The sequence below is a fragment of the Priestia sp. FSL R5-0597 genome (assembly GCF_038006305.1).
GTDB classification, from domain to species: domain Bacteria; phylum Bacillota; class Bacilli; order Bacillales; family Bacillaceae_H; genus Priestia; species Priestia zanthoxyli.
Genome location: NZ_JBBOUZ010000001.1, coordinates 547,657 through 572,909 on the forward strand (window position 1 = coordinate 547,657; position 25,253 = coordinate 572,909).

28 protein-coding genes are annotated in these 25,253 nt (G+C 37.9%); 16 read left to right on the forward strand and 12 right to left on the reverse strand.

The window, feature by feature from the left end; genetic code table 11:
* Nucleotide 1 precedes the first annotated feature (1 nt).
* Entirely contained in the window at nt 2-805 is an 804-nt protein-coding gene (locus tag MKX72_RS02915) for an enoyl-CoA hydratase (RefSeq protein ID WP_028412561.1), read from the forward strand.
* Nucleotides 806-917: 112 nt separating this feature from the next.
* Nucleotides 918-1,190: an HU family DNA-binding protein gene (locus tag MKX72_RS02920; protein WP_013055305.1), complete on the forward strand. Its 273-nt coding sequence runs from the start codon at nt 918-920 to the stop codon at nt 1,188-1,190.
* A 40-nt stretch (nt 1,191-1,230) separates the two neighbouring features.
* Here MKX72_RS02920 and MKX72_RS02925 read toward each other — a convergent pair whose 3' ends face one another.
* A complete protein-coding gene (locus tag MKX72_RS02925; RefSeq protein ID WP_034267998.1) occupies nt 1,231-1,416 on the reverse strand; it encodes a YhzD family protein in 186 nt (61 codons plus the stop codon).
* Nucleotides 1,417-1,557: 141 nt separating this feature from the next.
* On the opposite strand from MKX72_RS02925, the gene MKX72_RS02930 reads away from it, so the two are divergent.
* The 4 genes from MKX72_RS02930 to MKX72_RS02945 all read left to right on the forward strand — a co-directional run bounded on the left by MKX72_RS02930 (nt 1,558) and on the right by MKX72_RS02945 (nt 5,362).
* A complete protein-coding gene (locus tag MKX72_RS02930; RefSeq protein WP_028412559.1) occupies nt 1,558-2,457 on the forward strand; it encodes an ABC transporter ATP-binding protein in 900 nt (299 codons plus the stop codon).
* Nucleotides 2,450-3,703, forward strand: coding sequence for an ABC transporter permease (locus tag MKX72_RS02935; protein WP_048020592.1), 1,254 nt, complete (start codon nt 2,450-2,452; stop codon nt 3,701-3,703). Before MKX72_RS02930 ends, MKX72_RS02935 begins: the two co-directional genes overlap by 8 nt.
* A gap of 469 nt (nt 3,704-4,172) precedes the next feature.
* Complete coding sequence (gene yhaM / locus MKX72_RS02940) at nt 4,173-5,114, forward strand: 3'-5' exoribonuclease YhaM (protein ID WP_013055309.1); 942 nt, start codon at nt 4,173-4,175, stop codon at nt 5,112-5,114.
* A 65-nt stretch (nt 5,115-5,179) separates the two neighbouring features.
* Nucleotides 5,180-5,362: a sporulation YhaL family protein gene (locus MKX72_RS02945; protein WP_013055310.1), complete on the forward strand. Its 183-nt coding sequence runs from the start codon at nt 5,180-5,182 to the stop codon at nt 5,360-5,362.
* Nucleotides 5,363-5,404: 42 nt separating this feature from the next.
* Here the strand turns inward: MKX72_RS02945 and MKX72_RS02950 are convergent, their stop codons facing one another.
* On the reverse strand, nt 5,405-6,328 hold the full coding sequence (locus MKX72_RS02950) for a peptidylprolyl isomerase (RefSeq protein ID WP_013055311.1): 924 nt from the start codon (nt 6,326-6,328) through the stop codon (nt 5,405-5,407).
* Between the two features lie 307 nt (nt 6,329-6,635).
* Here MKX72_RS02950 and MKX72_RS02955 point away from each other — a divergent pair, with 307 nt between their 5' ends.
* Both MKX72_RS02955 and MKX72_RS02960 read left to right on the forward strand, forming a co-directional pair.
* Nucleotides 6,636-6,725, forward strand: coding sequence for a YjcZ family sporulation protein (locus MKX72_RS02955; protein WP_074682953.1), 90 nt, complete (start codon nt 6,636-6,638; stop codon nt 6,723-6,725).
* 36 nt (nt 6,726-6,761) lie between these two features.
* Entirely contained in the window at nt 6,762-6,857 is a 96-nt protein-coding gene (locus MKX72_RS02960; protein WP_016762974.1) for a YjcZ family sporulation protein, read from the forward strand.
* A 35-nt stretch (nt 6,858-6,892) separates the two neighbouring features.
* Here the strand turns inward: MKX72_RS02960 and MKX72_RS02965 are convergent, their stop codons facing one another.
* Entirely contained in the window at nt 6,893-7,072 is a 180-nt protein-coding gene (locus MKX72_RS02965) for a hypothetical protein (protein WP_013055312.1), read from the reverse strand.
* A gap of 476 nt (nt 7,073-7,548) precedes the next feature.
* On the opposite strand from MKX72_RS02965, the gene MKX72_RS02970 reads away from it, so the two are divergent.
* On the forward strand, nt 7,549-7,893 hold the full coding sequence (locus tag MKX72_RS02970) for a DUF1878 family protein (RefSeq protein ID WP_028412557.1): 345 nt from the start codon (nt 7,549-7,551) through the stop codon (nt 7,891-7,893).
* Nucleotides 7,894-7,896: 3 nt separating this feature from the next.
* Here MKX72_RS02970 and MKX72_RS02975 read toward each other — a convergent pair whose 3' ends face one another.
* From MKX72_RS02975 to serC, 4 genes are all read right to left on the reverse strand, one after another.
* A complete protein-coding gene (locus MKX72_RS02975) occupies nt 7,897-8,493 on the reverse strand; it encodes an HTH-type transcriptional regulator Hpr (protein ID WP_014461677.1) in 597 nt (198 codons plus the stop codon).
* Nucleotides 8,494-8,606: 113 nt separating this feature from the next.
* Complete coding sequence (locus MKX72_RS02980; RefSeq protein WP_028412556.1) at nt 8,607-9,002, reverse strand: YtxH domain-containing protein; 396 nt, start codon at nt 9,000-9,002, stop codon at nt 8,607-8,609.
* Between the two features lie 549 nt (nt 9,003-9,551).
* On the reverse strand, nt 9,552-10,082 hold the full coding sequence (locus MKX72_RS02985) for a tryptophan transporter (protein ID WP_033580647.1): 531 nt from the start codon (nt 10,080-10,082) through the stop codon (nt 9,552-9,554).
* Nucleotides 10,083-10,206: 124 nt separating this feature from the next.
* Entirely contained in the window at nt 10,207-11,304 is a 1,098-nt protein-coding gene (gene serC, locus MKX72_RS02990) for a 3-phosphoserine/phosphohydroxythreonine transaminase (RefSeq protein WP_033580646.1), read from the reverse strand.
* Nucleotides 11,305-11,557: 253 nt separating this feature from the next.
* Between serC and MKX72_RS02995 the strand changes: the two genes are divergently transcribed.
* The 3 genes from MKX72_RS02995 to MKX72_RS03005 all read left to right on the forward strand — a co-directional run bounded on the left by MKX72_RS02995 (nt 11,558) and on the right by MKX72_RS03005 (nt 14,771).
* Nucleotides 11,558-12,112: a PadR family transcriptional regulator gene (locus tag MKX72_RS02995; RefSeq protein ID WP_028412553.1), complete on the forward strand. Its 555-nt coding sequence runs from the start codon at nt 11,558-11,560 to the stop codon at nt 12,110-12,112.
* Nucleotides 12,113-12,129: 17 nt separating this feature from the next.
* Nucleotides 12,130-12,573, forward strand: a complete 444-nt coding sequence (locus MKX72_RS03000) for a GNAT family N-acetyltransferase (RefSeq protein ID WP_033580645.1) — start codon at nt 12,130-12,132, stop codon at nt 12,571-12,573.
* Nucleotides 12,574-12,875: 302 nt separating this feature from the next.
* A complete protein-coding gene (locus tag MKX72_RS03005; RefSeq protein ID WP_155008657.1) occupies nt 12,876-14,771 on the forward strand; it encodes an acyltransferase family protein in 1,896 nt (631 codons plus the stop codon).
* 84 nt (nt 14,772-14,855) lie between these two features.
* On the opposite strand, the gene MKX72_RS03010 is transcribed toward MKX72_RS03005, so the two are convergent.
* Nucleotides 14,856-15,290 (reverse strand): HIT family protein, encoded by a 435-nt coding sequence (locus MKX72_RS03010; protein WP_014461670.1) that lies wholly within the window; start codon nt 15,288-15,290, stop codon nt 14,856-14,858.
* A 691-nt stretch (nt 15,291-15,981) separates the two neighbouring features.
* On the opposite strand from MKX72_RS03010, the gene MKX72_RS03015 reads away from it, so the two are divergent.
* Together MKX72_RS03015 and MKX72_RS03020 are read left to right on the forward strand one after the other, a co-directional pair.
* Nucleotides 15,982-16,725: an ABC transporter ATP-binding protein gene (locus tag MKX72_RS03015; protein ID WP_034267986.1), complete on the forward strand. Its 744-nt coding sequence runs from the start codon at nt 15,982-15,984 to the stop codon at nt 16,723-16,725.
* The gene (locus MKX72_RS03020; RefSeq protein WP_047751679.1) at nt 16,718-17,923 is read left to right on the forward strand and encodes an ABC transporter permease; all 1,206 of its coding nucleotides are present in this window, start codon (nt 16,718-16,720) and stop codon (nt 17,921-17,923) included. Before MKX72_RS03015 ends, MKX72_RS03020 begins: the two co-directional genes overlap by 8 nt.
* A gap of 37 nt (nt 17,924-17,960) precedes the next feature.
* On the opposite strand, the gene MKX72_RS03025 is transcribed toward MKX72_RS03020, so the two are convergent.
* Both MKX72_RS03025 and MKX72_RS03030 read right to left on the reverse strand, forming a co-directional pair.
* On the reverse strand, nt 17,961-18,680 hold the full coding sequence (locus MKX72_RS03025; RefSeq protein ID WP_154992348.1) for an EcsC family protein: 720 nt from the start codon (nt 18,678-18,680) through the stop codon (nt 17,961-17,963).
* Nucleotides 18,681-18,793: 113 nt separating this feature from the next.
* The gene (locus tag MKX72_RS03030; RefSeq protein WP_028412548.1) at nt 18,794-20,002 is read right to left on the reverse strand and encodes a M20 family metallopeptidase; all 1,209 of its coding nucleotides are present in this window, start codon (nt 20,000-20,002) and stop codon (nt 18,794-18,796) included.
* Nucleotides 20,003-20,226: 224 nt separating this feature from the next.
* On the opposite strand from MKX72_RS03030, the gene MKX72_RS03035 reads away from it, so the two are divergent.
* On the forward strand, nt 20,227-20,892 hold the full coding sequence (locus MKX72_RS03035) for a phosphatase PAP2 family protein (protein WP_155008658.1): 666 nt from the start codon (nt 20,227-20,229) through the stop codon (nt 20,890-20,892).
* A 47-nt stretch (nt 20,893-20,939) separates the two neighbouring features.
* On the opposite strand, the gene MKX72_RS03040 is transcribed toward MKX72_RS03035, so the two are convergent.
* Entirely contained in the window at nt 20,940-22,328 is a 1,389-nt protein-coding gene (locus tag MKX72_RS03040; protein ID WP_047751678.1) for a hypothetical protein, read from the reverse strand.
* An 83-nt stretch (nt 22,329-22,411) separates the two neighbouring features.
* A complete protein-coding gene (locus tag MKX72_RS03045; RefSeq protein WP_013055327.1) occupies nt 22,412-22,918 on the reverse strand; it encodes an antibiotic biosynthesis monooxygenase family protein in 507 nt (168 codons plus the stop codon).
* A 185-nt stretch (nt 22,919-23,103) separates the two neighbouring features.
* Between MKX72_RS03045 and MKX72_RS03050 the strand changes: the two genes are divergently transcribed.
* Nucleotides 23,104-25,233: a transglycosylase domain-containing protein gene (locus tag MKX72_RS03050; RefSeq protein ID WP_098626113.1), complete on the forward strand. Its 2,130-nt coding sequence runs from the start codon at nt 23,104-23,106 to the stop codon at nt 25,231-25,233.
* Nucleotides 25,234-25,253: the final 20 nt, after the last annotated feature.

Here is a 25,253-nt window from a genome sequence, read left to right on the forward strand (position 1 = left end):
TATGACCGTCGAATTAAAAGTAGTAGAACTAGTTTTGCAAGAGCGTGTCGCCACAATTTCGTTTAACAGGCCGGATGCGTTAAATGCATTAAACGAAGAAGTGCTAGAGCAGTTTATTCAATGTTTAAAAGTTGTCGAAGAAAGTGAAGTGGACTTCTTAGTAGTAAAAGGAAACGGAAAAGTGTTTTCAGCAGGGGGAGATATTAATATGATGATGTCACCTTCACAATCAGAACGTTTTGAGCAGGTGATGGATTTAATTAATGAAGCCGTGCTGACTTTATACAGCCTGCCTCAAATGACGATAAGTGTACTGCACGGTGCGGCAGCAGGGCTAGGGCTCAGCATTGCGCTTGCTTCTGATTATATTATTGCAGAAAGACACACGAAAATTGCGATGAACTTTATCGGCATTGCTCTAATTCCAGACGGAGGCGGTCACTTTTTACTAGAAAAGCGCATCGGTTCTCATCGTGCGAAACAGCTAATTTGGGAAGGAAAGACATTAAAAGCAGAGGAAGCTCATCAATTTGGCATAATTGATGAAATAAAAGAAGGAGATTTGGCGAAGCGTGTAGAAGATTATCTCTCATATTGGCTAAAAAAACCTTCACGTGCTTTGAAGGAAACAAAGCGAATTTATGTGGAGACATCTATTTCACAATTAAAGCAAGTGCTTGCGCTTGAGAAAAGAAGTCAGTTTGCTATGAGCCAAAGTTCGGATCATAAGGAAGGTGTACGTGCGTTTCTGGAAAAGCGAGCGCCTGTTTTTAATCAAAGTGAAAAAGATATTTCCGAAAATTAAGTGAACTAGTTTAAAAGCCAATATTTTTGTCTATCATATTGATAGAGCATGTTTAAAAGTTGCAAAACAGTGGTAACACAAGATAATGTAGAAACTAATGAGGTGATTGGAAATGAACAAAACAGATTTAGTAAACGCAGTGGCAACAAAATCAGAGTTAACAAAAGCAGATGCATCTAAAGCAGTTGACGCATTACTAGAAACAATTTCATCAACGCTAGGTGAAGGTGAAAAAATTCAGTTAATCGGCTTCGGTACATTTGAAGTACGCGAGCGTGCTGCTCGTACAGGCCGTAACCCTCAAACGGGTGAAGAAATGCAAATTCCAGCATCAAAAGTACCGGCATTTAAAGCTGGTAAAGAACTAAAAGAAGCTGTAAAGTAATATAAAACGCCGGAAAGTTAAACCTTTCCGGCGTTTTGTATTAACGATGAAATAATACAAGTTTTCCGCTAGAGCTAACGCATCGATGTGTTTTTTCTAAGTAGGCAAGCCCTTCTAACTTTTTGGTGCCGATTGTCTTTGCTTCTGTTTCAGAAGCTGCTTCGAAGCTTTCATCTATTAATTTTTCTCCAGTCTTTTCAAAAGCGGTTAATGTATAAGTACTCATAAAATCTACTCTCCTCTTATAGTATAATTGTAAGCGTATTCAACATATTTCTCGTCTTATTCCTCTAAATCCTGCTAAGGTTTACAGATATCATTTTTTTCCATACAATAAACATAGGTTTATTTACAAAGGAGGAATTAAATGTCTCTTTCTATCCGTGAAGTTTCAAAAAGGTACGGTGAATTTACAGCTGTAAATGAACTATCCTTGCAAATTCCAAAGGGTGAAGTGTTTGGTTTTTTAGGTGCAAACGGTGCTGGCAAAACAACGACGTTTCGAATGATTTTAGGGCTCATTGAACCAACCTCAGGTCACATCCAATGGAATGATAAATCTTTAACTTACAGTAGAAGCCATCTAGTTGGTTACCTTCCAGAAGAAAGGGGATTATATCCGAAATTAAAAGTCAAAGATCAGCTTGTTTATCTAGGACGGCTGCGCGGGATGAAAAAAGCTAACGTGCTGCAAGAAATGGAGCGCTGGTTATCTCGATTTAATATTCCTCAATATGCTTCAAAAAAAGTAGAAGAGCTATCCAAAGGAAATCAGCAAAAAATTCAATTTATCGCTTCCGTTATTCATCGTCCCGAGCTGCTTATTTTAGATGAACCTTTTAGCGGATTGGATCCTGTAAACGTAGAGGTACTAAAAGAAGCGGTACTTGATTTGAAAAAACGCGGGACGACGATTGTTTTTTCAAGTCATCGAATGGAACATGTGGAAGAACTTTGTGAATATTTATGTATTATGCATCATGGTACGCCTGTTGTATATGGAAGACTGCCGGAGATCAAGCGTTCATTTGGCAAGAAAAACGTCATTATACATGGGAAAGGTCCGTTTGAGAGAATTACGGAGCTTGAAGGTGTTGTAAAGGTGAAAAAAACGGTTGAAGGCATGATTGTTCAAATTCAGCATGAATCCGTATCGCAACTCATTTTTCAAGAACTTAAACATTTTTCATTTGTATCTAAATTTGCAGTGGAAGAGCCTTCATTAAATGATATTTTCATTGAAAAGGTAGGTGCTTCCTATGAATAAATTTTGGGTCATCGTTTTTCATACATATCTTAATAAATTAAAAACAAAATCTTTTATTATTACGACGATTATTACTGCTCTTATTCTAGTTGCTCTTACAAATATGGAGAAAATTATCGACGTTTTTAATTCAGACGATAATGGCACAAATGTGGGTGTCATCTATGAAGTGGAAAGCGTATATACGTTGTTCAAACAAAATGTAAATGCTATGGATTCAGACATTCATTTAAAAGAATTTACGTCTGAGGCTAAGGCAAAGCAAGCGGTAAAAAGCGGGCAGCTCGATAGCTATTTACTTTTATCTTTAAACGATAAGCAGCTGCCTCAAGCTGTGTACAAAGCTAACTCTTTGGCCGAATCAAATCTTTCATCTACCTTAGAACAGGCGGTACAGCAAACAAAAGTGGCTATGGCTACAGTGAAAATTGGTTTAGAAGAAAAGCAAATTGATCAGCTTTACAGTCCTGTTTCATTTAAAAAAGAAGCGTTAGTTGAAAATGCCAAAACAGAACAAGAGCTAAATCAAGCAAGAGGTCTTGTGTATGTTCTGCTGTTTGTTATTTATTTTGCCGTTATCATGTATGGGAGCATGATTGCGATGGAAGTAGCTACTGAAAAATCATCCCGCGTTATGGAGATCCTTGTATCGAGCGTATCACCTATTACACAAATGTTTGCTAAAATCATTGGAATTGCACTGCTCAGCTTAACACAGCTTGCAGTGATACTGAGCGTGGGCTACACATCGTTAAAAGCCAGTGTGGAAACAAATCATAACGGCATCTTTTCTTATCTCGGATTTAATGATGTTCCGCTGACTACATTCGTGTATGCATTTGTCTTTTTCATATTAGGGTACTTTCTTTTTGCTACGCTCGCGGCTTTTTTAGGTTCTCTTGTGAGCCGTATTGAAGATGTACAGCAAATGATTACGCCCATGACCCTTGTGATTGTGGCCGCTTTTTTAATTGCTATGTTTGGACTTGGTGATCCTGAAACCACAATCATTACGGTCACATCTTTTATCCCGTTTTTTGCTCCTATGATTATGTTTTTGCGTGTAGGTATGTTAAATGTTCCTATGTGGGAAGTGAGTGTATCGATAGGGATTTTGGTTGTGACGATTACTGCTTTAGCTATATTTGGTGCCCGTGTGTATAAAGGAGGGGTCCTTATGTATGGTCAATCTACCTCTTTTAAAGATATTAAAAAGGCGCTGCAGTTAACGAAAAAAGAAACATAAAGAAGTGAGAGGCTGAGACAAAAGTAGATTAGTTGAAGGGAGGTCCGGACGAACAATCTAGATTCTTGATGGAGAATCCAACTCGTCCGGATTTTTTTATTGGTATGGTGACCATAGTTTGCATGTATGTAGTTGTTTCAAGCTGTGTAGTGGAGAGCAAGACGAAGACTCCTGCGGAGAAAGCGGAAGCGACGAGGAGGCTCAGCGGCTGCCGGAAAGAGAAGTCTTGCACGGAAATCAACAGCGGTGCCTCAAGCGATTCATACTAGCTCCTTTATCCAATCTGTTTGTCTTTAGATTGTATTGATTTTGTTGTGTCATAATCTCATCTCTTATGAAAAAGCGTCTACCCGTGCATTCGGTGCCAAGCGATGGTAAAATGAAATGTAAAGAGCTGTAAATAAGCGGACGAAGCGATAAGAGCTTTGCTATCAAATACATAGAATGAAGTGGTAAGGAGGAAAAGGGCATGACAAAAGGAATTGCTCAATACGAAGTAGGAGAGCAAGTTGATCTTTATTTTTTAATTAAATCCTCAACGAGAGGAATTGCAAGCAATGGAAAACCATTTTTAACGGTAATCCTACAGGATAAAACAGGTGATATTGAAGCCAAGCTGTGGGATGCATCTCCAGATGACGAGGAAAATTATGCTGCTCAAAAGATTGTGCGAGCTGCTGGAGAAGTAATGAATTACCGCGGGCGCAACCAGCTGAAAATACGCAACATTCGTCCTGCACAGCCCCAAGACGGAGTGCGCACATCTGACTTTTTAGAAGTGGCGCCTTTATCTCAAGAAGAAATGGTGGAACATATTACAAAGAGTATATTTGAAATGAAAAATTCAAATGTCCAGCGCATTACTCGCCATTTGTTTAAAAAATATCAAACGGAATTTTTAGAATATCCGGCAGCAACTAAAAATCACCATGAGTTTGTATCGGGGCTTGCCTACCATGTGGTGTCTATGCTGAAGCTGGCTGAGTCATTTTCAACCCTTTATCCAAGCTTAAACCGCGACTTGCTGTACGCTGGAGTTATTCTTCATGACCTTGGCAAAGTATTTGAACTTTCAGGTCCTGTTTCGACGATATACACAGTCGAAGGGAACTTGCTTGGCCATATCTCGATTATGGTGAATGAAATTGGAAAAGCGGCGGAAGAATTAGCGATTGAAGGAGAAGAGGTCATGCTTCTTCAGCACCTTGTATTATCGCATCACGGTAAGGAAGAGTGGGGAAGTCCGAAAAAGCCGTTAATTAAAGAGGCTGAGATGCTTCATTTGATTGACAATGTAGACGCTAAAATGAATATGCTGGACCGAGCATTAACAAAAGTGAAGCCTGGTGAATTTACAGAGCGTATTTTTGCACTTGATAATCGTTCATTTTATAAACCAACGATTGATTAAAAAGGTATAAGTCTTTCTTCCTTCGCATATAGTGGTTGTAAATAACTGTGATGGGGGATCAATATATGGTGACACTACCAATTTGGATTTATTTAGTTGTAGCAGGCATTTTCTTTAGTGGATTTATGGCAATTCGTGCTGCACAACATGATAAGCAAGTGGATGATTCGTTTATTGAAAAAGAGGGACAAGTCTTCATCGAAAGAATGCAAGTGGAAAAAGAAAGACGCAACAGCGATTCTATCTGATTATATAAAAGAGCCTGTCACATGAGTGACAGGCTCTTAGCATTACTGCTGAGGAGTTTCTACGCCAGATTGACTATCTGTCGCACCTTCTTCGAAAATTGGTTTTACATTTTTATCTTTGACTTCCACTTTTGCTTTATCAAGCTCTTTTTGAATCTTCTTGTTCGCTTCTGCTTGATCTACTTTTGAACGTTTGATTTGCTGCTCAAGTTCGGGTTTCTTTTTCTCAAACGATTCTACTTTCTTTTTATCGACTAGTTTAATGATATGGTAGCCGTACTCTGTTTTGATTGGTTTACTTACTTCACCTTTTTTCAGCTTGTAAGCCGCTTCTTCAAATTCTTTAACCATTTGGCCTTCACCGAAGTAGCCTAAATCGCCGCCGTTAGCTGCAGACTGCTGATCCGTTGAATATTCTTTTGCTAGACTAGCAAAGTCCTCGCCTTTTTTGATTTTCGCTTCTACTTCGTTTGCTGTCTTTTCGTCTTTTACTAAAATATGACTTGCGCGAATTTGAGGTTTTTGAGCTTTATATTCATCATAAGCTTTTTTCAGTTCTTTGTCCGATACTTTAATGCCTGCCGTAGCAGCTTTTTCACGGAGAATATCTACTTTTAGCATATCTTTGACTTCTTTTTCGCCTTTTTGCTTAATAACTGAATCCACCTGATCACCGTATTGTTCTCTTAGAATGTTCAGCTGCTGATCAAGCTCTTTATCCGTTACTTTATATTTTTTACTCAATACTTTTTCTTCGGTAACGCTTCGTACGAGTGTATTAAATTGGTCTTGTCCGATTGTATCTTTCATTTGCTTATACAAATCACCTTGAGTGATATTGCCTGCTTTTGTTTCTACAATTACTTTTGAAGAATCGTTTGCATTTGAAGCATCATTTCCCCCACTGCATGCTGATAAAGCAACGAGGCTGGCTGCCGTTGTTAGTGCAACTAAGCTTTTTTTCATACGTAAACACTCCTACTCATCATTTTTACTTATGTAGCTTGACTCAAGATTTACTATATCACATTTCCTGATGTTAGCAAATGAAGTTAAAACCACGTAAATTTACATTTATTTTCCACTAAGCATGGAGTGATTATACGCTTATGATGGCTTTTTTATAAAGCGTTTTCAAAATGGTGGACAAACTCACAGAGTAATCTCCAAACGAGAAGCAAGAGAAATAAATTATGGAGTTTGGGCTAAAAGCCTAGACGTTTTTTGAGCTGATGCATAAGATGCAGTATTAGTAAACAAAGGGGGTGCTCAAATGAGCGGATGCGGATATGGAGGCGGTTTTGCACTATTAGTTGTACTGTTTATCTTATTAGTCATTGTTGGTTGTGCATGTTACCACTAGGAAACAGATGAATATAAAAGGAAAGGGGCGATAGATATGGGTTCTTACGGATGCGGATACGGCAGTGGATTTGCTCTATTAGTCGTATTATTCATCTTATTAGTTATCATCGGCGCTAGCTGTTTTTGCTAAGCCTATAAAAAAGCGGTGAGACATCTCACCGTTTTTTATGTAAATGATACTTCAATATAAGATGAAACTAATAAAATGGTAATTAATACATTAATCGTACGAAAAACTTTAGGCTGTTTTTCAGCTGGAATTTCTTTTTGAATACACAATGTATTTGTTAGTGCATTGATGTAGAATAAAATGAATAGTGCAAATACAATAAAGAATATGTACATAAAAATCCCCCTAACAAAATCAGTGTGACGAAGACAAAAAGTCTTATAGTCATTTATATAGTACAGCTTTGTATGAATTTACAAATATCTATATTAACATTACCAAAAAAGCGGTAAAATAGATAGTTATATATACAGTTGAGCAAAGAATTTCAAAAGGTATTTACACAGAAATGCGGTTTTTATTTTATAAAGGGTAGTTAAGAAGTTGAGAAATAGGTTTTAAACGAAATAGCAAAGTGAATGGATAAGAAATGAGTAACAATCAGCCATTGTGCAAAAGGATTGTTAAAAAGGACAGAGGGATTTATATTAATATATGCAGTGAGTACATAATCAGTATATGAAAATCTTTATACGGTGCTACTCAAACAGGAAATGTGATTGACGAAGAAAGAATTATTTGGAAGAACATGAATGAATCATGTACAATATGGAGTAGAGATATATGAACGTTGAAGGAGTAGGGGAAGCGGATGGAAACTTTAGAATCTCGAGTATCACGTTTAGAATATTACATAAAACTGTTATCTGGGACATCTGAACAAGAAGCTAAACCATTTATTGATTTAGTGGTAAGAAATCAGCTTACAAAGAGGGAAGTAGAGGAAATTTTAATTCTGTGTGAAGATACAAAAAACGAATATATTGAGCAAAAAGCGGAAGGCCTAACAGACTTTGTTCCGCTTCTTACACAATTTGTTGGTATGCTGAATTATAAATTAACTCCCAGAGAGACGGTCGAATCGCTTCGTTATCAACCTTCTTATCAAGATGTGATGAATGAATTTTTTGAAATTATTCAATGGATAAGGGACTAACCATTAAGAGTTTGAAATAGTCTCCTGGTGGTTCTCTTTATCTTTCTTGACAAGCTTGCCATCTTCTTCAGTGAATTCTTCTTCGATATGATGGAAAGATCGCTCGAAGATATCCATAAAATCTTCACCGTAAATTTTGCGGATGACGGTCATTAGTTCCATAAACTCAGGGAATTTGCCGTACAAGTCGCGCAACGGAAGTGCGCCGCTGAATACTGAATTATTAGAAGGTTCGTAATGTTCCATTAAATCCAGTAAAATGGCCTCGCCTTTATCTGTCAGCTGAATGTACGTATTTCGCTTGTCGCTTTCTTTTTTAGAAAACTCAAGTAAACCTCGTTCTTCTAGTTTTTTGGAGAAGTTAAATGCAGTAGAAACATGCATAACTCCAAACTTGGCAATTTCGGAAATGGAAGCCCCGTTTAAATGATATGAAATCCACAAAATATGATGCTCGTTAATATTAAGGTCATAAGGCTTAATCCATTGCTGCCAATCCTTCTCTACGGTTTTCCAAAGGGCTTTACTTAATTGGGCAATACGTTGGCTAAATAGAAGTGCTTCTTTCAAACTGTAATCCTGATCACTAGTCTTTTTCATCTTCTCCCACCTACTTAGTCTCTTTTTTTATTTATCTTCTATTATGCCAATAAAATAAAAAATTATAAAGATGTAAATTTACAAAATTTTAAAAAATTAAAAAAGAAGGCGCTTTAACCTTCTTTTTTGTCAATTTTTTCATTGGGATTTTTAGTTGTCTGTACATGTTCCTCTAGGTTTGACAAAGAATTTTGGATTTCTTTCAAATGATGCTGAATGGATTCCTTATGAGGGACAATTTCTTCTTTAAACTGACCAAGGGTAGTAGAAAGGTCACTTGCGATATTTTTCACTATAGTATTTCCTTCTCTGGCGGTCATTTGTACTTGTTGAGAAACAGCTTTTATTTTTGTTGAGAGCTCTTGTTGTGAAGCGTTAACTCGGTCTTTTCGAGAACTGACACGCTGTTTAAGTTCTCGTCCTGAATATGGAGTAATAAGAAGCGTTGTAATAGCGGCTACGGTGCTTCCGATTGCTGCTCCAGCTGCTAGTTTTTTCATTCTACTCATTATTTATTTCCTCCTATGTAGTAAAGTAATTGCTAACACTTCCTTCTGACATAATCATAAAAAAATAGCATAGATTTATACAAAAGAAGGAGGTTATCAACATGGGATAGCTTTATTCATTCTTTTGATGATTAGCCTGAGTTTTTTTCTCGCTGCTTTTAAATGGTTTAGCCTTACGACTAGAACGGCATCATATCCACCTAAACATGTGCTTAAACAAAAGTCTCTTACATGTGCGACAGTGGCTTTTGCGAGTTTTTTATTGGCGCTTATACTTTATTATGTAACCTAGGATGGGGAACTTAAACCTTTATTACATAGTAAGTCTTCATACCTATTGTATGAGCTGCAAATGAAATTTAAGTGAAAAGCATCCTGTATCATTTCTTTTTAAACAACAAGTTAAGAGCCGGACTTTAGATTGTCTCTAAAAGATCAGCAACATACTATAAATGAACCGTTTTATCTAAAGGTCCGCCACGCTTTGGCGGGCCTTAGCTTTTGGTGTAAAAAAAGAGCCTGATTCTTAACTAAATCAGGCTCTTGACGTTACGATAATTTTGCTTTGATGCTTGTGCGTTTTAGAACGGATTGAACAATTGGATAAATAACGACCATAACGATTGTATTCACTACTGTTGCAGGTAATACAACCGCAGCAACAAGCGCCATGACGCTGTTTCCGCCCGGTAAGCCGACGATTAGCGCGGCAGCAGACAAGAATACGGTTCCTGATACGAGCGTGCCAACAGCTGTTAAAGCAGCGGCAACTGGTGTTTTGATGCCTGTTGCTTTTTTCACAAGCATAAATAATGCAAAGAAAACAAATGCTGTAATTGGTTTATCAATTATGTTTGCAATATGTCCTCCCGGGAAACTAGACGTTAAAGCAGAAATAAAAGCTGTTGTGAAGCTTACTAGTACTACATTTTTTACGCTAGGAAACAACAGGATTGCTAAAAACATCATTGTTAACATCATATCTGGCTTCATTCCAAATAAAATAGGAGGTACCACCGTGTGGAGAACCGCTCCAATTCCGACTAATAACGCTAAAGAAACTAAAACTTTTGTATTCATTTCTCATCTCTCCTCTTCTAAGCTAAGCTCGAAATATACCAATAGTGCGTCTATGCCCATTGCATATATTTACATACTGATTATAACATATTTATGTGAAAAAAGAATCAGCTAATTCTGCCAATTACGCGTTTGCCTGCGCAAATTCATCCATAAAGACGGCAAGAGCTTCACACGCTTCAAGCGGCACAGCATTGTAAATAGAAGCGCGGCATCCGCCGATTGAACGGTGTCCAGCTAATCCTACAAAGCCTTTTTCTTTTGCTTGCTGTAAAAACTCAGCCGTTAGCTCATCGTTTGGTAAAGTAAACGTGACATTCATAATTGAACGGCTTTCCTCTGTAGCGTGAGGAGTATAGAAACCGTTTGAACGTTCCATGCTTGCGTAGAGTAACTTAGCTTTTTTATGATTTTGAGCTTCAATGGCTTTAACGCCCCCTTGTTCTTTAATCCAATCTAAAACAAGTGAAAGCATATAAATACCAAACGTTGGAGGAGTGTTGTAAAGAGAATTGCTCTTTACGTGAGTCTCATAGTTCAGCATTGTTGGTAAACCTTCAGGGATACGTTTAAGCAATTCTTTCTTCAAAATGACAACTGTTACACCAGATGGTCCGAGGTTTTTCTGAGCACCAGCATAAATGAGTGAGAACTTAGATACATCAATTTGACGGCAAAGAATGTCGCTTGACATGTCAGCAATTAAGTCTACTCCTTCAATAGAAGGGTAGTCAGCCCATTGTGTACCAAAAATGGTATTATTGGACGTGATATGCAAGTACCCAATCTCTTCTTTTGGAAGCTTTATATCATCTAAAGCTGGAATAGAGCGGTAGTTCTCTTCTTTAGTAGAAGCAACAACTGCTGTTTTTCCAAGTTTCTTTGCTTCTTTTAACGCTTTTTCCGACCATGATCCCGTTAGCACATATGCCCCGACTTGATCAGGAGCTAAAAAGTTCATTGGAATCATAGAGAATTGCAGGCTTGCTCCGCCCTGCAGGAATAAAATTTCATGTGTATCTGGAATATTAAGCAATTCCGTTAGTGTTTCTTTAGCATGTGTTAATACATCTTCAAACTCTTTGCTGCGATGTGATAATTCCATCACAGACATACCTGTATTTTTGAAGTTAACTAGCTCCTCTTGAGCAAGTTGTAAGACAGGTAGGGGAAGCGCAGATGGACCTGCATTAAAATTATAAGCTCTGTTTAACGTAATCACATTAATTCCTCCTCAAATTAGTTCGAACACTCATCATACAAAATGGCTAATGACTGATGTCAGAAAGAATATCATTATACTATCATGAAAACTCTTAGTTGTGGAGGTAACTTTTCAAAAATTTAAATTAATCTGTAAAGAGAAAATAATAGAAAAAAGATAAATAAAAAGTATACGTAAACATGTTTTGGCAAACATGTAAATGAAATGTTTATATGCTATACTGATGGAAGAAATAATGTGGAGGAACAGAATGAGAGTATTAAAATATGCAATATTAGGGCTCTTAAATCAGGAGGAGCTCAGCGGGTATGACATTACCAGACTTTTTAAAGAAGAGGTTGGTAATTTTTGGAGCGCTAAACACAGCCAGATTTATCCCGAGCTAAAGCGATTAACAGAAGAGGGATTTATTCGCTATGAAACGGTGATTCAAGGCAAAAAATTAGAAAAAAAGATGTATTCGATAACGGAAGAAGGAAGAGTGGAGCTAAGCAAGTGGCTCACTACGATTGATCCTATTCCTGAAACAACTAAAGATGAATTTATGTTAAAAGCTTATTTTGCTTCATCCATGTCAATAGAAGAGTTAAAGCAACAAATAGATAACCAATTATCAAGCAGGAAAATGAAGCTGACTTTTTTAAAGAAACGAATGGATGATCTTTTAGAAGAAGTTAATCACCACATTACCGTTTCTTCTCCTCAATTTGGTCATTACTTGGTGCTATCTCGCGCTCAAGACCGGGAGACAAGCTATATCAATTGGCTTGAACGTACGCTGAATTTAATTGAAAAAGAACAATAAGAAAAGGTGAGCAGATCATGAGTTGGTGCATAAAATCATTTCAAGAGCTGACAAATGATGAGCTTTATGAAATTCTACAGCTTCGCACCTCTATTTTTGTTGTGGAACAGAAGTGTGCTTACTTAGAAGTAGATGGAAAAGACAAATTTGCTTATCATTTGTTCAAAAAAGAAGATGAGAAAATTATCGCATACCTTAGAGTTTTACCAAAAGGAATTAGCTATAAAGAAGCTTCTCTTGGACGTATTATTGTAAAACAAGCACAGCGCGGTACAGGTCTCGGAAGAGAACTAGTAGCAAGAGGAATTGCTTTTCTAGAGAATGAATTGCACGAGAAGACAATTAAAATTCAAGCTCAAAGCAGACTTCAAACATTTTATGAATCGTTTGGTTTTAGACCTATGTCCGATATTTATTCAGATGAAGGACTCCCACACGTCGATATGCTAAAGACACCTTAGAAACTTCACCATTTGTGTGAAGTTTTTCTATTTTTAAAACGGGTAAGGTGAAAGAAACGTGTAGGGTTTAGTGGCATGCAGATAGAATCGATATGACTACTACTAAATTAGTAATTTATGAATAAGATAGATAGTGAATTTGTTTCTTTTTACTTATTCTTTGATTTTCAGTAAGTGATATATTGAAGAAAGTAATAATATTGTATATAATGATTTTTGTAACAAAAATGTAACAATTACGTAATATTCTTAATATTTATTGAGAAAGAAATTTGTTGTACATATTGCTTGGAGGCATTTTTATGAGTGCAAAAGAAAAGAAAAATAGGTATATATATAGTTTGGACGGACTTCGGGCCTTTGCTGTCATGGCTGTGATTGCTTATCACTTAGGCTTTGGATGGGCGTCTGGAGGATTTTTAGGAGTTGACGTTTTCTTTGTATTATCTGGGTATTTAATTACCTCAATTTTACTGGTGCAATCTTGGGAAAATCCTTTAAAGAATTTGAAGCATTTTTGGATTAGCCGTACGAGAAGACTTCTTCCAGCTGTGTATGTGATGGTCGTATTAACTGCAGCGTGGGTTATTTTATTTAACCGACCATTGTTAACAACGCTACGAGGCGATGCATTATCGTCTATTTTTTATATGAGTAACTGGTGGTTTATTTTTCATAAAGTTTCATATTTTGATAGTTTTGGATCACCGTCACCATTAAAGAACTTATGGTCACTTGCTATTGAAGAGCAGTTTTATATTGTATGGCCACTTGTTTTATTGTTGGGTTTGAAATTTATTAAAAAGAGAGGAATTCTTTCTCTATTTATTTTAGCTGGAGTAATGGCCTCAGCCATTCTGATGTCTTTTTTATATGAGCCAGGAGGAGATCCTAGCCGCATTTATTATGGAACCGATACTCGGCTGTTTGCCCTTTTAATCGGTTGTTTACTTGCATTTGTCTGGCCGATGTATCGTTTATCATCAAAAAATCTTCCAGCTGTGGGCAAGCAAGTATTAAACGCAGTAAGTATGGTAAGCTTCTTTGTATTTATTCTCTGCGTATGGAGCGTTGATGAGTATACGCATGCATCTTTTCTTTATCAAGGTGGCATGCTGCTGATTTGTTTAAACGCTGCTGTGCTGGTTGCAACGATTAGTCACCCTAGTAGCTTTTTAGGAAAAGCTTTGTCGTTTAAACCGCTTCGCTGGCTTGGTACTAGATCATACGGTATCTATTTGTGGCATTATCCGGTTATTGTTCTTACAACACCTGTAGCCGAGATTGGCCGCCCGGTCTATTGGCATGCGCTGTTACAAGTAGGAATTACATTTATCATTGCTGAACTTTCGTACCGTTACATCGAGGTGCCTATTCGCACACGCGGTTTTCGCTATTATTTCCGGCATTACCATCCGAGAGAGCTTTTTAAATGGCGTAATCTCTCTCGTTCGAGACAAGCGGTTTTGGGCAGTCTCATTTTCTTTTTGGCGTTGTTTACAGCGGATATGACAAGCTTTGCTATTAGTACGCAGCAAAAGGATGAGACCGAAGCAAAACAAACAGAGGTTAAAATTCAAACGAATCATAAAGAAAATGCTTCAACTTCTGTCAAAGACAAGAACAAAGCGGAGGATGAAAAAACAAAGAACGCGGAAAAGAACTCCGCAGAAGAAAAATCTGATGCAAAAGAAGAACAGCAGCCGAATTCTTACAGAGATGTTCTTGCGATTGGAGATTCGGTCATGCTGGATATTGCTCCTAATCTTAAAGAGATGCCGCTTAGTATTACGATTGACGGAAAAGTAGGAAGGCAGCTCAATGAAGCACTGCAGCTAACTCCTAGTTATCAAGCATTTAATAATCCGAACAGCGCAGTGATTATTGAGTTAGGAACGAACGGTTATTTTACCAATGAAGAACTTGAACAACTGTTAAAAGCTTTTTCACAAGCGGACGTTTACTTAGTGAATACGCGCGTTCCTCGTTCCTGGGAAAGCACCGTGAACAAGAACTTGAAAGCTGCTTCTGAAAAGTTTGATCACGTCACGCTTGTAGATTGGTACTCTGAGGCTTCTAAGCACCCTGAATACTTTACATCAGATGGTGTCCACTTGGTACCTGAAGGATCAAGAGCATTAACAAAATTGATTGAAGAGCGTATGAATTTAGAAGTTAAGGGAAAAAATGGTTCATGATGAGCGAGAGACGTATTGAGTTTTAAATCATAAACTGATTAATAGATAAAACAAAAAAAGCTTACATGTGTAAGCTTTTTTGTTTCAAGAAAGGCGAGAAGAAATATTGCCAGCGATTTCTTGAAGTTTTTCAGGCGTGTATTCGCTTGTATGCTCTTTCCATACAGCACCGAATCCATCGCCTTCCCCGTAGCGTGGAATAATGTGCATATGATAATGAAACACGGATTGACCAGCTTTTTCACCATTATTATTTAAGATGTTTAAGCCGATTGGGCTGTATGTTTCTTTAATTGCATTTGCGATTTGAGGAACCACTTCAAATAAATTGCGCGCAATTTCCGGTGTTAGTTCGTGAATGTCTTTTTTATGTACTTTTGGAATCACCAGCGTATGACCTTTTGTTACTTGACTAATGTCTAAAAAAGCTAATACATGTTCGTTTTCAAATACTTTTGCACCTGGAATTTCACCGCGAATAATTTTGCAAAAAATACAGTTTTCATCATGTGTGCTCATTATGTTCACCTTCCGTTACTAATATAAATGTATGGGTATACATGTACGTTTATTTTACCACAAAGTAGAAATGCAATCAGCAGGCAAGAAATAGCCACTCATATTTTATACACAAAAACGGGATGCAAACGATTATGCATCCCGTCATGTGAAGAAGGAAAAAATAGCTTTTAATGCAGCATATGATCTTTAAGGAACACCTCATTTACGTAATTACATTGCCTAATGAAACAGTAACTTGAAAAAGTATATTCTCTTTAACAAACACCTCATTTAAGCATTGAGCTAAAAAAATATACAATGTGAACGAAATCGTTCTTGGTCTTTGACAAACACCTCATTTACACAGTAATAAATGAACATTATTGTCTACCCATTATATATATTCTTACTACGTTCATGACTACCATCCCCTTATGAATCAAACATACATCGATTTACAATAAGGTTTTCTGAAATATGCCTGCTGTAGACACCTCATCCCAAATGTAAGAAGCTTTGTAATGATTAGTTGTAATCAATAACTTGTTTTCCTTCTTCCCTATATAGAATGTCCCGATATTTCGATTATATTCTGGAAAAATTAACCGAAAAGAATTGAAAACGATGTGAGGACGAAAAAGATTTGGTACAATAGAGCAAATAGCGCTTGCGCTTGTAGACAAAAAAGAACAAATAAAAGGAGATCGTGATGGGTTCTTTATTGCAAATTAACAATATTACAGGGGGATATACGAAAACTCCCGTCTTAAAAGATGTATCGTTTGATGTAAATGCAGGTGAATTAGTTGGGTTAATCGGCTTAAACGGAGCCGGAAAAAGTACAACGATTAAACATATCATTGGATTAATGGAAGCAAAAAAAGGAAGTGTATCCATTAATAATAAAACCTTTCAACAAGACCCAACAGGCTATCGAAGTCAGTTTACGTTTATTCCAGAAACTCCTGTGCTCTACGATGAATTAACATTAAAAGAACATTTGGATATGACAGCTATGGCTTATGGACTTGAGCCTCAAGCATATGAAGCACGTCTGCAGCCGCTTTTAAAAGAATTTCGTTTAGACCGGAAGTTAAAATGGTTTCCCGCGCATTTTTCAAAAGGGATGAAGCAGAAGGTTATGATTATGTGCGCTTTTTTGGTTCAGCCGTCTCTTTATATTATTGATGAACCTTTTTTAGGTTTAGACCCGCTTGGTATTCAATCTTTACTTGATTTGATGACGGATATGAAAAAGCAAGGTGCAGGCATTTTAATGTCCACACACATTTTGGCGACCGCGGAGCGCTACTGTGATAAATTTGTTATTTTACATAACGGAGAAGTAAGAGCGCAAGGAACGCTTAAAGATCTTCAAGAAGAATTTCAGATGCGCAATGCTACTCTTGATGAAATTTATATTGAATTAACGAAGGAAGAAGGCTATGAGTAAGATTGACGCATTATGGAAGCAACGATTTCAGCAGTATTTAGTGGATGTAAGAAGATATACAAAATATATCTTAAATGACCACATTAAATTAGTGTTAATTTTTGCGATTGGCGGCTTGGCCTACTATTATCAACAGTGGTTGAGTACATTAACACCTGCGTTTCCTTCGGCTGTAGTGATTGCGATCCTTATGGGATTGATTTTAACAATGGGCCAAATTCAAACGTTTTTAAAACGACCTGATTTAGTCTTTTTGCTTCCTTTGGAGACGAAGCTGCAGCCTTATTTCAAAAAATCTTTTTGGTTTACCTTTACGATTCAGCTTTATATTTTATTATTTGCAACGGGTGCAGCAGCGCCTCTTCACGTAAAAGTAATGCATGATTCTTACTCAAATATTTTTGTGTTTTTTCTGCTATTACTCATTCTGAAAGTTGTAAACTTAGGCATGTCTTGGTGGGCCGTATGGTTTGAAGAAAAGTGGGCGAAGTGGACAGATTATATCGTCAGGTTTTTCTTAAACGCAGTTTTTACTTATTTCTTATTTTCGCATGCATACGTATTTTTCACAGGAATTGTAGCGGTAATTATGATTGCGCTAGCCGTTTATTATCGCTCTCTTACAAAAAGGAAGCCGATTAAATGGGAAAAGCTAATTGACTTAGAAGAAAAGCGCATGGGCTATTTTTATCGATTAGCTAATTTATTTACGGATGTTCCACAAGTCAAAGAACGAATCAAACGCCGTAGATATTTAGATTGGCTAGTAACACGTATTCCATTTCGTCAAAATGCTACTTACCATTACTTGTACACCAGAACATTTTTGCGATCAGGAGATTATTTAAGCTTGCTCGTTCGCTTAACTGTCATTGGCGGATTTTTAATTGTAGCTGCGCCGTTTCAATACGGCAATATAGTGGTTGTTTTATTTGTTGTATACATGACGGGTTTTCAATTACTCCCGCTTTGGAAGCAGCACAAGCAAATTTTATGGCTTTCTCTTTATCCAGTCGAAGCTAAAGAACGAAAAAGGGCATTTTTGGACGTATGGAAAAAAGCGCTGTATGTACAAATTCTTGTGCTCGCCATAGTGGTGGCTTTTTCTAATATAGTTGCTGCACTGCTTTCCTTGGCAGCAGGTGCTATATTTATTCACTTATTTGTAAATGCATATGTAAATAAAAAATTAACGTAAAAAAAGCTCCGAATGGAGCTTTTTTTACGTTTTTAGACTACTTTTGAGACGAAGATAATATCCGAAAGCGATAGACGTTCATCGCTACTTTTGTGAGATGATCAAGAAGCTGATAATTCGCATACGCACCTACAACAGCTCCAATTCCCGGCATCAGCTGAAACATTTTCACAACATCAATGTAATCGCGATATTCTTGTTGAAAAGCTTTCCAATCAAGCTCAAGAAGTTCCTCTTTCTTTTCCTCCCAGCTTTCTACTACTTCGAGCAGCTTCGTTCTATGGTCGTCGCTGCAAAAGGCAAGATGAAAAATATATAGCATATAAATGCGTTCTTCTTTTTCTTTTACATCAAAACCATACGTCGCGGCAATGTCAAATAAGCACTTCATTTTTATGGAAAGAAGAAGTGGGAAATCTGCTGCGCCTAAAAGGAGACCACCTGCACCAGTACCAGCTCCTTCTACAGCAGCTGTTTTTTTGTACTTAGGTATGAGCTCCAAAATTCTTTTCTCTTTTTCTTCAAACGAAAGACCGCTGACATCTCTTTTTTTAGTCGTGAAATCGGACCCAACAAGCGTGGTTTCAACCATTTTTTTTATACTTTCAGTTATAATTCTATGGACTTTAGCAGGGATTTTTTCATTTAGTTTAAGCTGTAAGGCTTTTGCGGTACGCTGAAATTTAGAAGGTCGTTTCAACATGCTAAATTTCCAATGTTCAGCTTCTCGTAACACTTTTTCTTCATACGTATTCAAAAAAGTCACCTCTTTTCAGTCGATATAAATACTACGTTTTAAGTGAGAAAAAGTTTCCTAAAATAAAACAGCAAGCAATCGTCTGTTTATCTGTACGAATGCTTGCTGAATGATTAATTCGCTTTTATTGCGTTTTTAGAATGAGCTTGTTCTCTTAAATACTCAACAGCAGCCGTACCAAGCGTTTTCGCTGCGATAAGCATTGCTTTTTCGTTAAAATCAAATTTAGGATGATGATGAGGATAAGGAGCATCTACACCTTCTGGCTGAGCTCCTGTAAAGAAGAACGTTCCTTTAATATGCTGCAAATAATAAGAGAAATCTTCTCCAGTCATGTGAGGCTCCGTTTCTTCGACTGTATGAACTTCATCGATTTGAGAAGCAGCAGAAGCAAGAAAGGCCGTTTCTTCCGGGTGGTTTACGACGGAAGGATAGCCGCGCGTATAACTCAGCTCATAAGAAGCATCAGCTGTTAAGCATGTACCTTGGACAATTCGTTCGATTTCTTTTTCGACATCATTTCGTACATCTTCATTAAATGTTCTTACCGTTCCAATTAGTCGAGCAGAATCAGCGATAATATTAAATGCATTTTCCGCTACAAAAGAACCTATGCTTACAACCGCTGAATCAATTGGATTTACACGTCTGCTTACAATTTGCTGTAAATTAACAACAAGCTGAGAGGCGATGACGATTGAGTCTTTTGTTTTGTGGGGCTGTGCACCGTGTCCGCCTGCTCCTTTGATCGTAATTTCAAAGCGATCAGCAGCAGCCATAATAGGGCCCGTTCGATATTGAACCACACCAGTGGGAGTTAATGACCATAAATGCGTTCCGAATATCGCGTCTACACCGTCTAAGCATCCGTCTTCAATCATGGACTTGGCGCCTCCGGGAGCATACTCTTCGGCGTGCTGATGAATGAAGACGATTTTACCAGGGAGAGAATCTCTTATTTCAAAAAGCGCTTTAGCAAGGACTAAAAGAGTAGCCGTATGACCATCGTGGCCACATGCATGCATCACGCCCGGAACAGTTGATTGATAGGGTACATCTTTTTCATCTTGAATAGGAAGGGCATCAAAGTCGGCTCTCAAAGCTACAGTAGGACCAGGTTTTCCTCCTTGAATACTTGCTACAATGCCGTTTCCTCCTACATTTGCTCGGTAAGAAATACCGATCTTGTCATAAAAAGACCGAATGTAGGCAGCAGTTTGAAATTCTTTAAAAGACGGTTCTGGATACTGATGCAGATATCGGCGAATTTGAACCATTTCATCAAATTTTTCTTCAAGTAAAGTATGTAGCTTGGAGTTCACATAACCATATCCTTTCTGTGTAAGTTGAATAAAGTTTTGAATTTTTTGACATTTTAATCATTATATCATTATCTATAAAAAAGAAAAGAATGTAAGCGTTGTTATTGAAAAAAGTAATTGAATCATGAAATATTTTATATACATAATAGATACATAAGATGAGAAATAGGGACAAAGAATGAGTTTTTTACCAATTTTCTCGTGAGATAATAGGAGGTAACGATATGGTAGATTCACAAACTGTATCTCTGTACAAAAAATTGATGTGGGCGTTTGGGATTGCGGGTCTCGTTTTTTTAGGAGTGTTGTTTGCTGTGTCGACAGATTCTTTTCAAGGAGACCGCTGGCTTGTTTCAGCTATAGATGACAGCACTATTCTTCAGTCAGCGTCATCTGTTTTTCACGGCCTGTCTTTTTTAGCTTCAAAAGTGATGATTATGGTTCTTTTAGCTGTACTTATTGTTTTTTTATTTTTTAAAAAAGACTATATTGGCATGATATCCTCATTTTTACTTATTTTAAGCGGCGATATTATTAATAAAGCAGTTAAAGATGCGGTAGAACGAGCCCGTCCTCTTGAAGGCATCGAAGGCTACAGTTTTCCAAGCGGCCATGCAATGATGGGAATTCTTATCTACGGTCTGATTTTCTTTTTTCTGATCAAGCATATAAACAATCAAAAGGTGGCCAAGTGGTATCAGCGGGCAATTACTTTAATTGTTTTGTTAATCGGCGTGAGCCGTATTCTGTTAAGAGAACACTTTTTAACAGATGTATTAGCTGGCTACAGCTTAGGGCTTATGTGGCTAATTGTAGGCATTTTCTTCTATACGCTTGTTTATGCGTATGTAAGGCCGTCAGCGGAAAAAGAGTTTCCAAAAGGTATGTAACAAATATATACATATGACCCCCTTCATCAAAAGAAGGGGGCTTTTGTTTAAACTAGGAACATTGCGACAATCGTTGTAACAACTAATCCAATCGCTACAGGTTTTAAATTGCGTCTAGCGAGTTCAAACGGACTGACTCCACAAATCGCAGCAGCTGGAATGAGCGCCCATGGAATCAACGTTCCCCCTCCAACCCAAATCGCAGCAATTTGCCCCAAAGCAGTTAGCGTGGCAGCGCCCGATCCTAAAGCAGATGCAAATAAATGAGAGACAGAGCCTACGAGTGAAATACCTGAAAAGCCTGAACCGTCTAACCCTGTAATAGCTCCTAGCGCAGTTATCGTCACAGTAGCGACCTGTGCAGTTAACGGTACAGTCGAAGCAAGCGCAACACCTAGGTCATTGACAAGTCCATGTGATCCTTTCGGAAGAAAGTCACCAATGATTGTTTTGAATCCAGCATCTCCTAAATAGAAAAAAGCGGCAATCGGAATAACGGGACCGAATACTTTAAACCCAAACTGCAAGCCTTCAATCAAGTAGGAAGTGGTTTGTTCGAGACCTTTTCCTTTGTGAGCAATAAGCGACACCACTACTAAAATAAATAGAGCTGTACCTCCAACGAGAGCAGTGGCATCTCCTCCCTGTAAATGAAGGGCGAACATTGCCCATACGTCTATAGCAAAGAAAAGAGGAACTATAATGGCTAAAGCCCGGCGTAATGAAGGAGAAAGAGGTGTGGATTGGTTAGAAGAGCTGCTTGTTAAAATTGTCGGTTGCGCCTGAATTTTATTGTGCTTCATATCTTGTTTTAGAAAGTAAAAAGCAGAGAGTGTGGTAACGACTCCCATCACAATGACAAGAGGGACACTTGCTTGAACAACCTCGTGAACCGGAAGACCTGCTGCGTCAGCGGTTATCTTAGGGGCAGCTTGAATAACAAAGTCTCCTGAAAGCGCAACGCCGTGGCCGAATAAATTCATCGCTACAGCTACGCCTATAGCTGGAAGCCCTACGCGGATGGCAACTGGTAAAAGCACGGCTCCAAGTAAAGCAACGGCTGGAGAAGGCCAGAAAAAATAGGAGATGGTCATCATAACTAATCCAATAACCCAATAGGCAAGAGTAGGTGTTTTAATGAGGCGAGCAAAAGGTGAAATCATCGATTCATTTATTCCTGTAGCCATTAAGACTTTGCTCATGGATACAATAATTGAAATAATTAAAATGGTAGGAAGCAGTTCTGTAATGGCATAAATGAAGCTGGAAAAAACAGCGCTGACGGAGTGGCTTAACGAAGAGGTAGCCGTTAAGGAAAGTAAAAAAATCCCGAGTATACAAAGGATACTCGTATCTCGCCGCATAATCATAAAGCCGATAATGAAGGCGATAAAAAGGACATACATCCAATGAAGAGCTCCAAGCTCTATGCCCATAAAAATTCCTCCCAATAGGTGATGTAGTATACAATATGACGTTTGTGCCTATTGTGATACTCGCCTACTAGGAGGATGTTTACTTATTTAACTACGTGGTATGAGGTCACATAAGAAGGGCGAGAGAAAATCGATGGCTGCTGATCCACGCCTTCTGACGTACCGCGTTTTTTGTGTGCTTCATTATAGGCTTTTGAAGACTGCCAATCGCTAAATGAACTTTCATCTTTCCATCCTGTAAAGATAATGTATGTGTCATTTTGCAGTGGACGAAGCACACGAATAGCTGAAAAGCCTGCTTCATTTTCAATTAAACGAGCGCGTTGGCTAAATCGCTGTTCAAACAAAGGACGGCCTTCATCTGTAACTGAAATATTATTTAGTACAGCAAATCCGCTATCTGCAAGATCTCCAGAAGCATCTAATACTTCATAAGCATGTCCTTCTTTAAAAATTGTATCTCCATCTGTTTCGTGGACTAGTGCAAATTGATCGTCATCTTTGTGAAGCAGTAATAAACGTTCACTCGGATGTTCGTCGATCAACTTTTGAAGGTAAGGGCCTGTTCCGTAAGTAATAAAGATCTTCATGGATTATACTTCCTTTCTAATTGGGAATTGCATACAATTTACAATTGTAAATCATACTAAAATTATAAAATTTTACACACAAAAATTCAAAAATTGTGAACTTCTAATGAAGATGGTAAAGTAAAACATTGATGAAGTTGTTTTCCATATTATCAAAAGTTTAGCGGAAGAAAAGGGGTGGCACGATGTACAAAAAAGGCTTATACGCAATTGCTGCCTTAGTTGGAATTTTTCTATTAGGATTGATTGGATATATTATCATCTTGTTTCTTGGAAACTATGTAATTGATGAGAAAAAAATCGTCATGGACTCGGCTACGAGATTAGTCGATGAAAATGGAGACGAATTAACAAAGCTCTATGTGAAAAATCGGGACTTGGTTTCAATTGACAAGATTCCAAAGCATGTGCAACAAGCATTTATTTCAATTGAAGATGTTCGTTTTTATGAACACCACGGAATCGATTTTAAATCTATTGGCCGAGCATTATACCGAGATATATTGGCTGGAGGAAGTGTTGAAGGAGGAAGTACTTTAACACAGCAGCTGGCTAAAAATGTGTTTTTATCGAATGATAAAACGCTGCTTAGAAAAACAAAAGAAGTAGTGGTGGCTATTAACCTGGAGCAGCGTTACAGTAAGCAAAAACTGCTTGAAATGTATTTGAATCAAATATACTTTGGACACGGAGCCTATGGAATCCAAGCTGCATCCAAGCTTTACTTCAATAAAGATGTCTCCGAATTAACGGTAGAAGAAGGTGCACTTCTCGCTGCACTGCCAAAAGCACCGAATTCCTATTCTCCTATTTTACATCCAGAAAAAAGTATAGAACGTAGAAATGTTGTGTTAAATGCCATGCAAAAAGCAGGTTATTTATCAGCTGAAAAAAATGTCCGTTCGCAAGGAAGAACGCTGGGGCTGAACATAAAGGAGCAGGCTAAAAATCCAGCGTATTTAACCTATATCGATATGGTTATCCAAGAAGCAGAGAAGAAATACAGCATTTCGGGCAATGAGCTTCTGCGCGGAGGTTATACGGTCAAAGTACCGATGAATATAAAAGTACAAGAAGCCGCCTACGAGCTGATGAAAGAAAATCGTTATTTTCCAGGTACAGATAACAGTGCCCAAGGTGCTTTTGTATTAGTCGATAACAAAAGCGGAGGAGTTTTATCTGTTATGGGAGGACGAGATTATGTACAAAAATCGCTCAACCGCGTAAATGTCAAAAGACAGCCAGGTTCTACGATGAAACCTATTGCGGTATATGGCCCTGCATTAGAAGAAGGTCAATTCAAGCCTTATTCGTTGCTGCAAGACAAGCTTAGAAGCTACGGGGGATACACACCTAAAAACGTAGACGGCCAATATGCTAAAAAGGTAACGATGTACGATGCCTTAAAAGATTCTAAAAACGCAGCTGCCGTCTGGACATTGAATCAGCTAGGAGTTGAAACAAGCAAGCAGTATCTCACAAAGCTAGGAATTCCGTTAGAAGATAAAGGGCTTGCGATTGCTCTTGGAGGATTAAAGGAAGGAATTACACCGCTTCAATTAGCAGGAGCGTACCGGGCATTTGCTGAAAATGGAGAAAACATCCAACCGTACTTTATTCAAGAGATAAAAGATCAAGATGGAAAAGTGATTGCAAAAGCTGTTCCCGACACTCACAAAGCATTTTCAAAACAGACGGCTTGGTATATGACAAAAATGCTTCAAGGAGTTGTTAAAGAAGGAACGGCAAAAAATGGAGAGTTTAAAGGAGAGTTAGCAGGAAAAACAGGGTCTACTTCGTATACGAATGTTAAAGGAGCCACAAGAGATGCTTGGTTTGTTGGATATACCCCAGATGTTGTAGGAAGCGTGTGGATGGGATATGATTCTACAAATGACCAGCACTATTTAACAAAAGGAAGTTCTTATCCAACTCTATTATTTAAAGACATTCTAACAAGAGCTGGTTACGACGAAGCTGCATTTCAAAAGCCAGCAGGCGTTAAAGATCTGCCAAAACCAATACGTTTAGAGCAAGTTAAAGATTTAAAACAAGAATTAACATTCCATCCATTTGGTTTGCTAACGGTAAGTTTATCGTGGACACCTTCACCTGATAAAAGAGCTGTTTATTATGTTTATGAGAAAAAAGGGGATAAAGCCGAATTGATTGGCAAAGTGAAGGGAAAAGGAGCATTTGAAAAAGAGCGTGTGAATCTGCTCGACAGTCCTACTTATTATGTAGTTCCTTACAATTCCCAAACACAACAAAAAGGAAAAAAATCCAACGAAGTAACACCTGCTCTTTTTCAATAAAAAAGGAAGAGTAGGGCGAT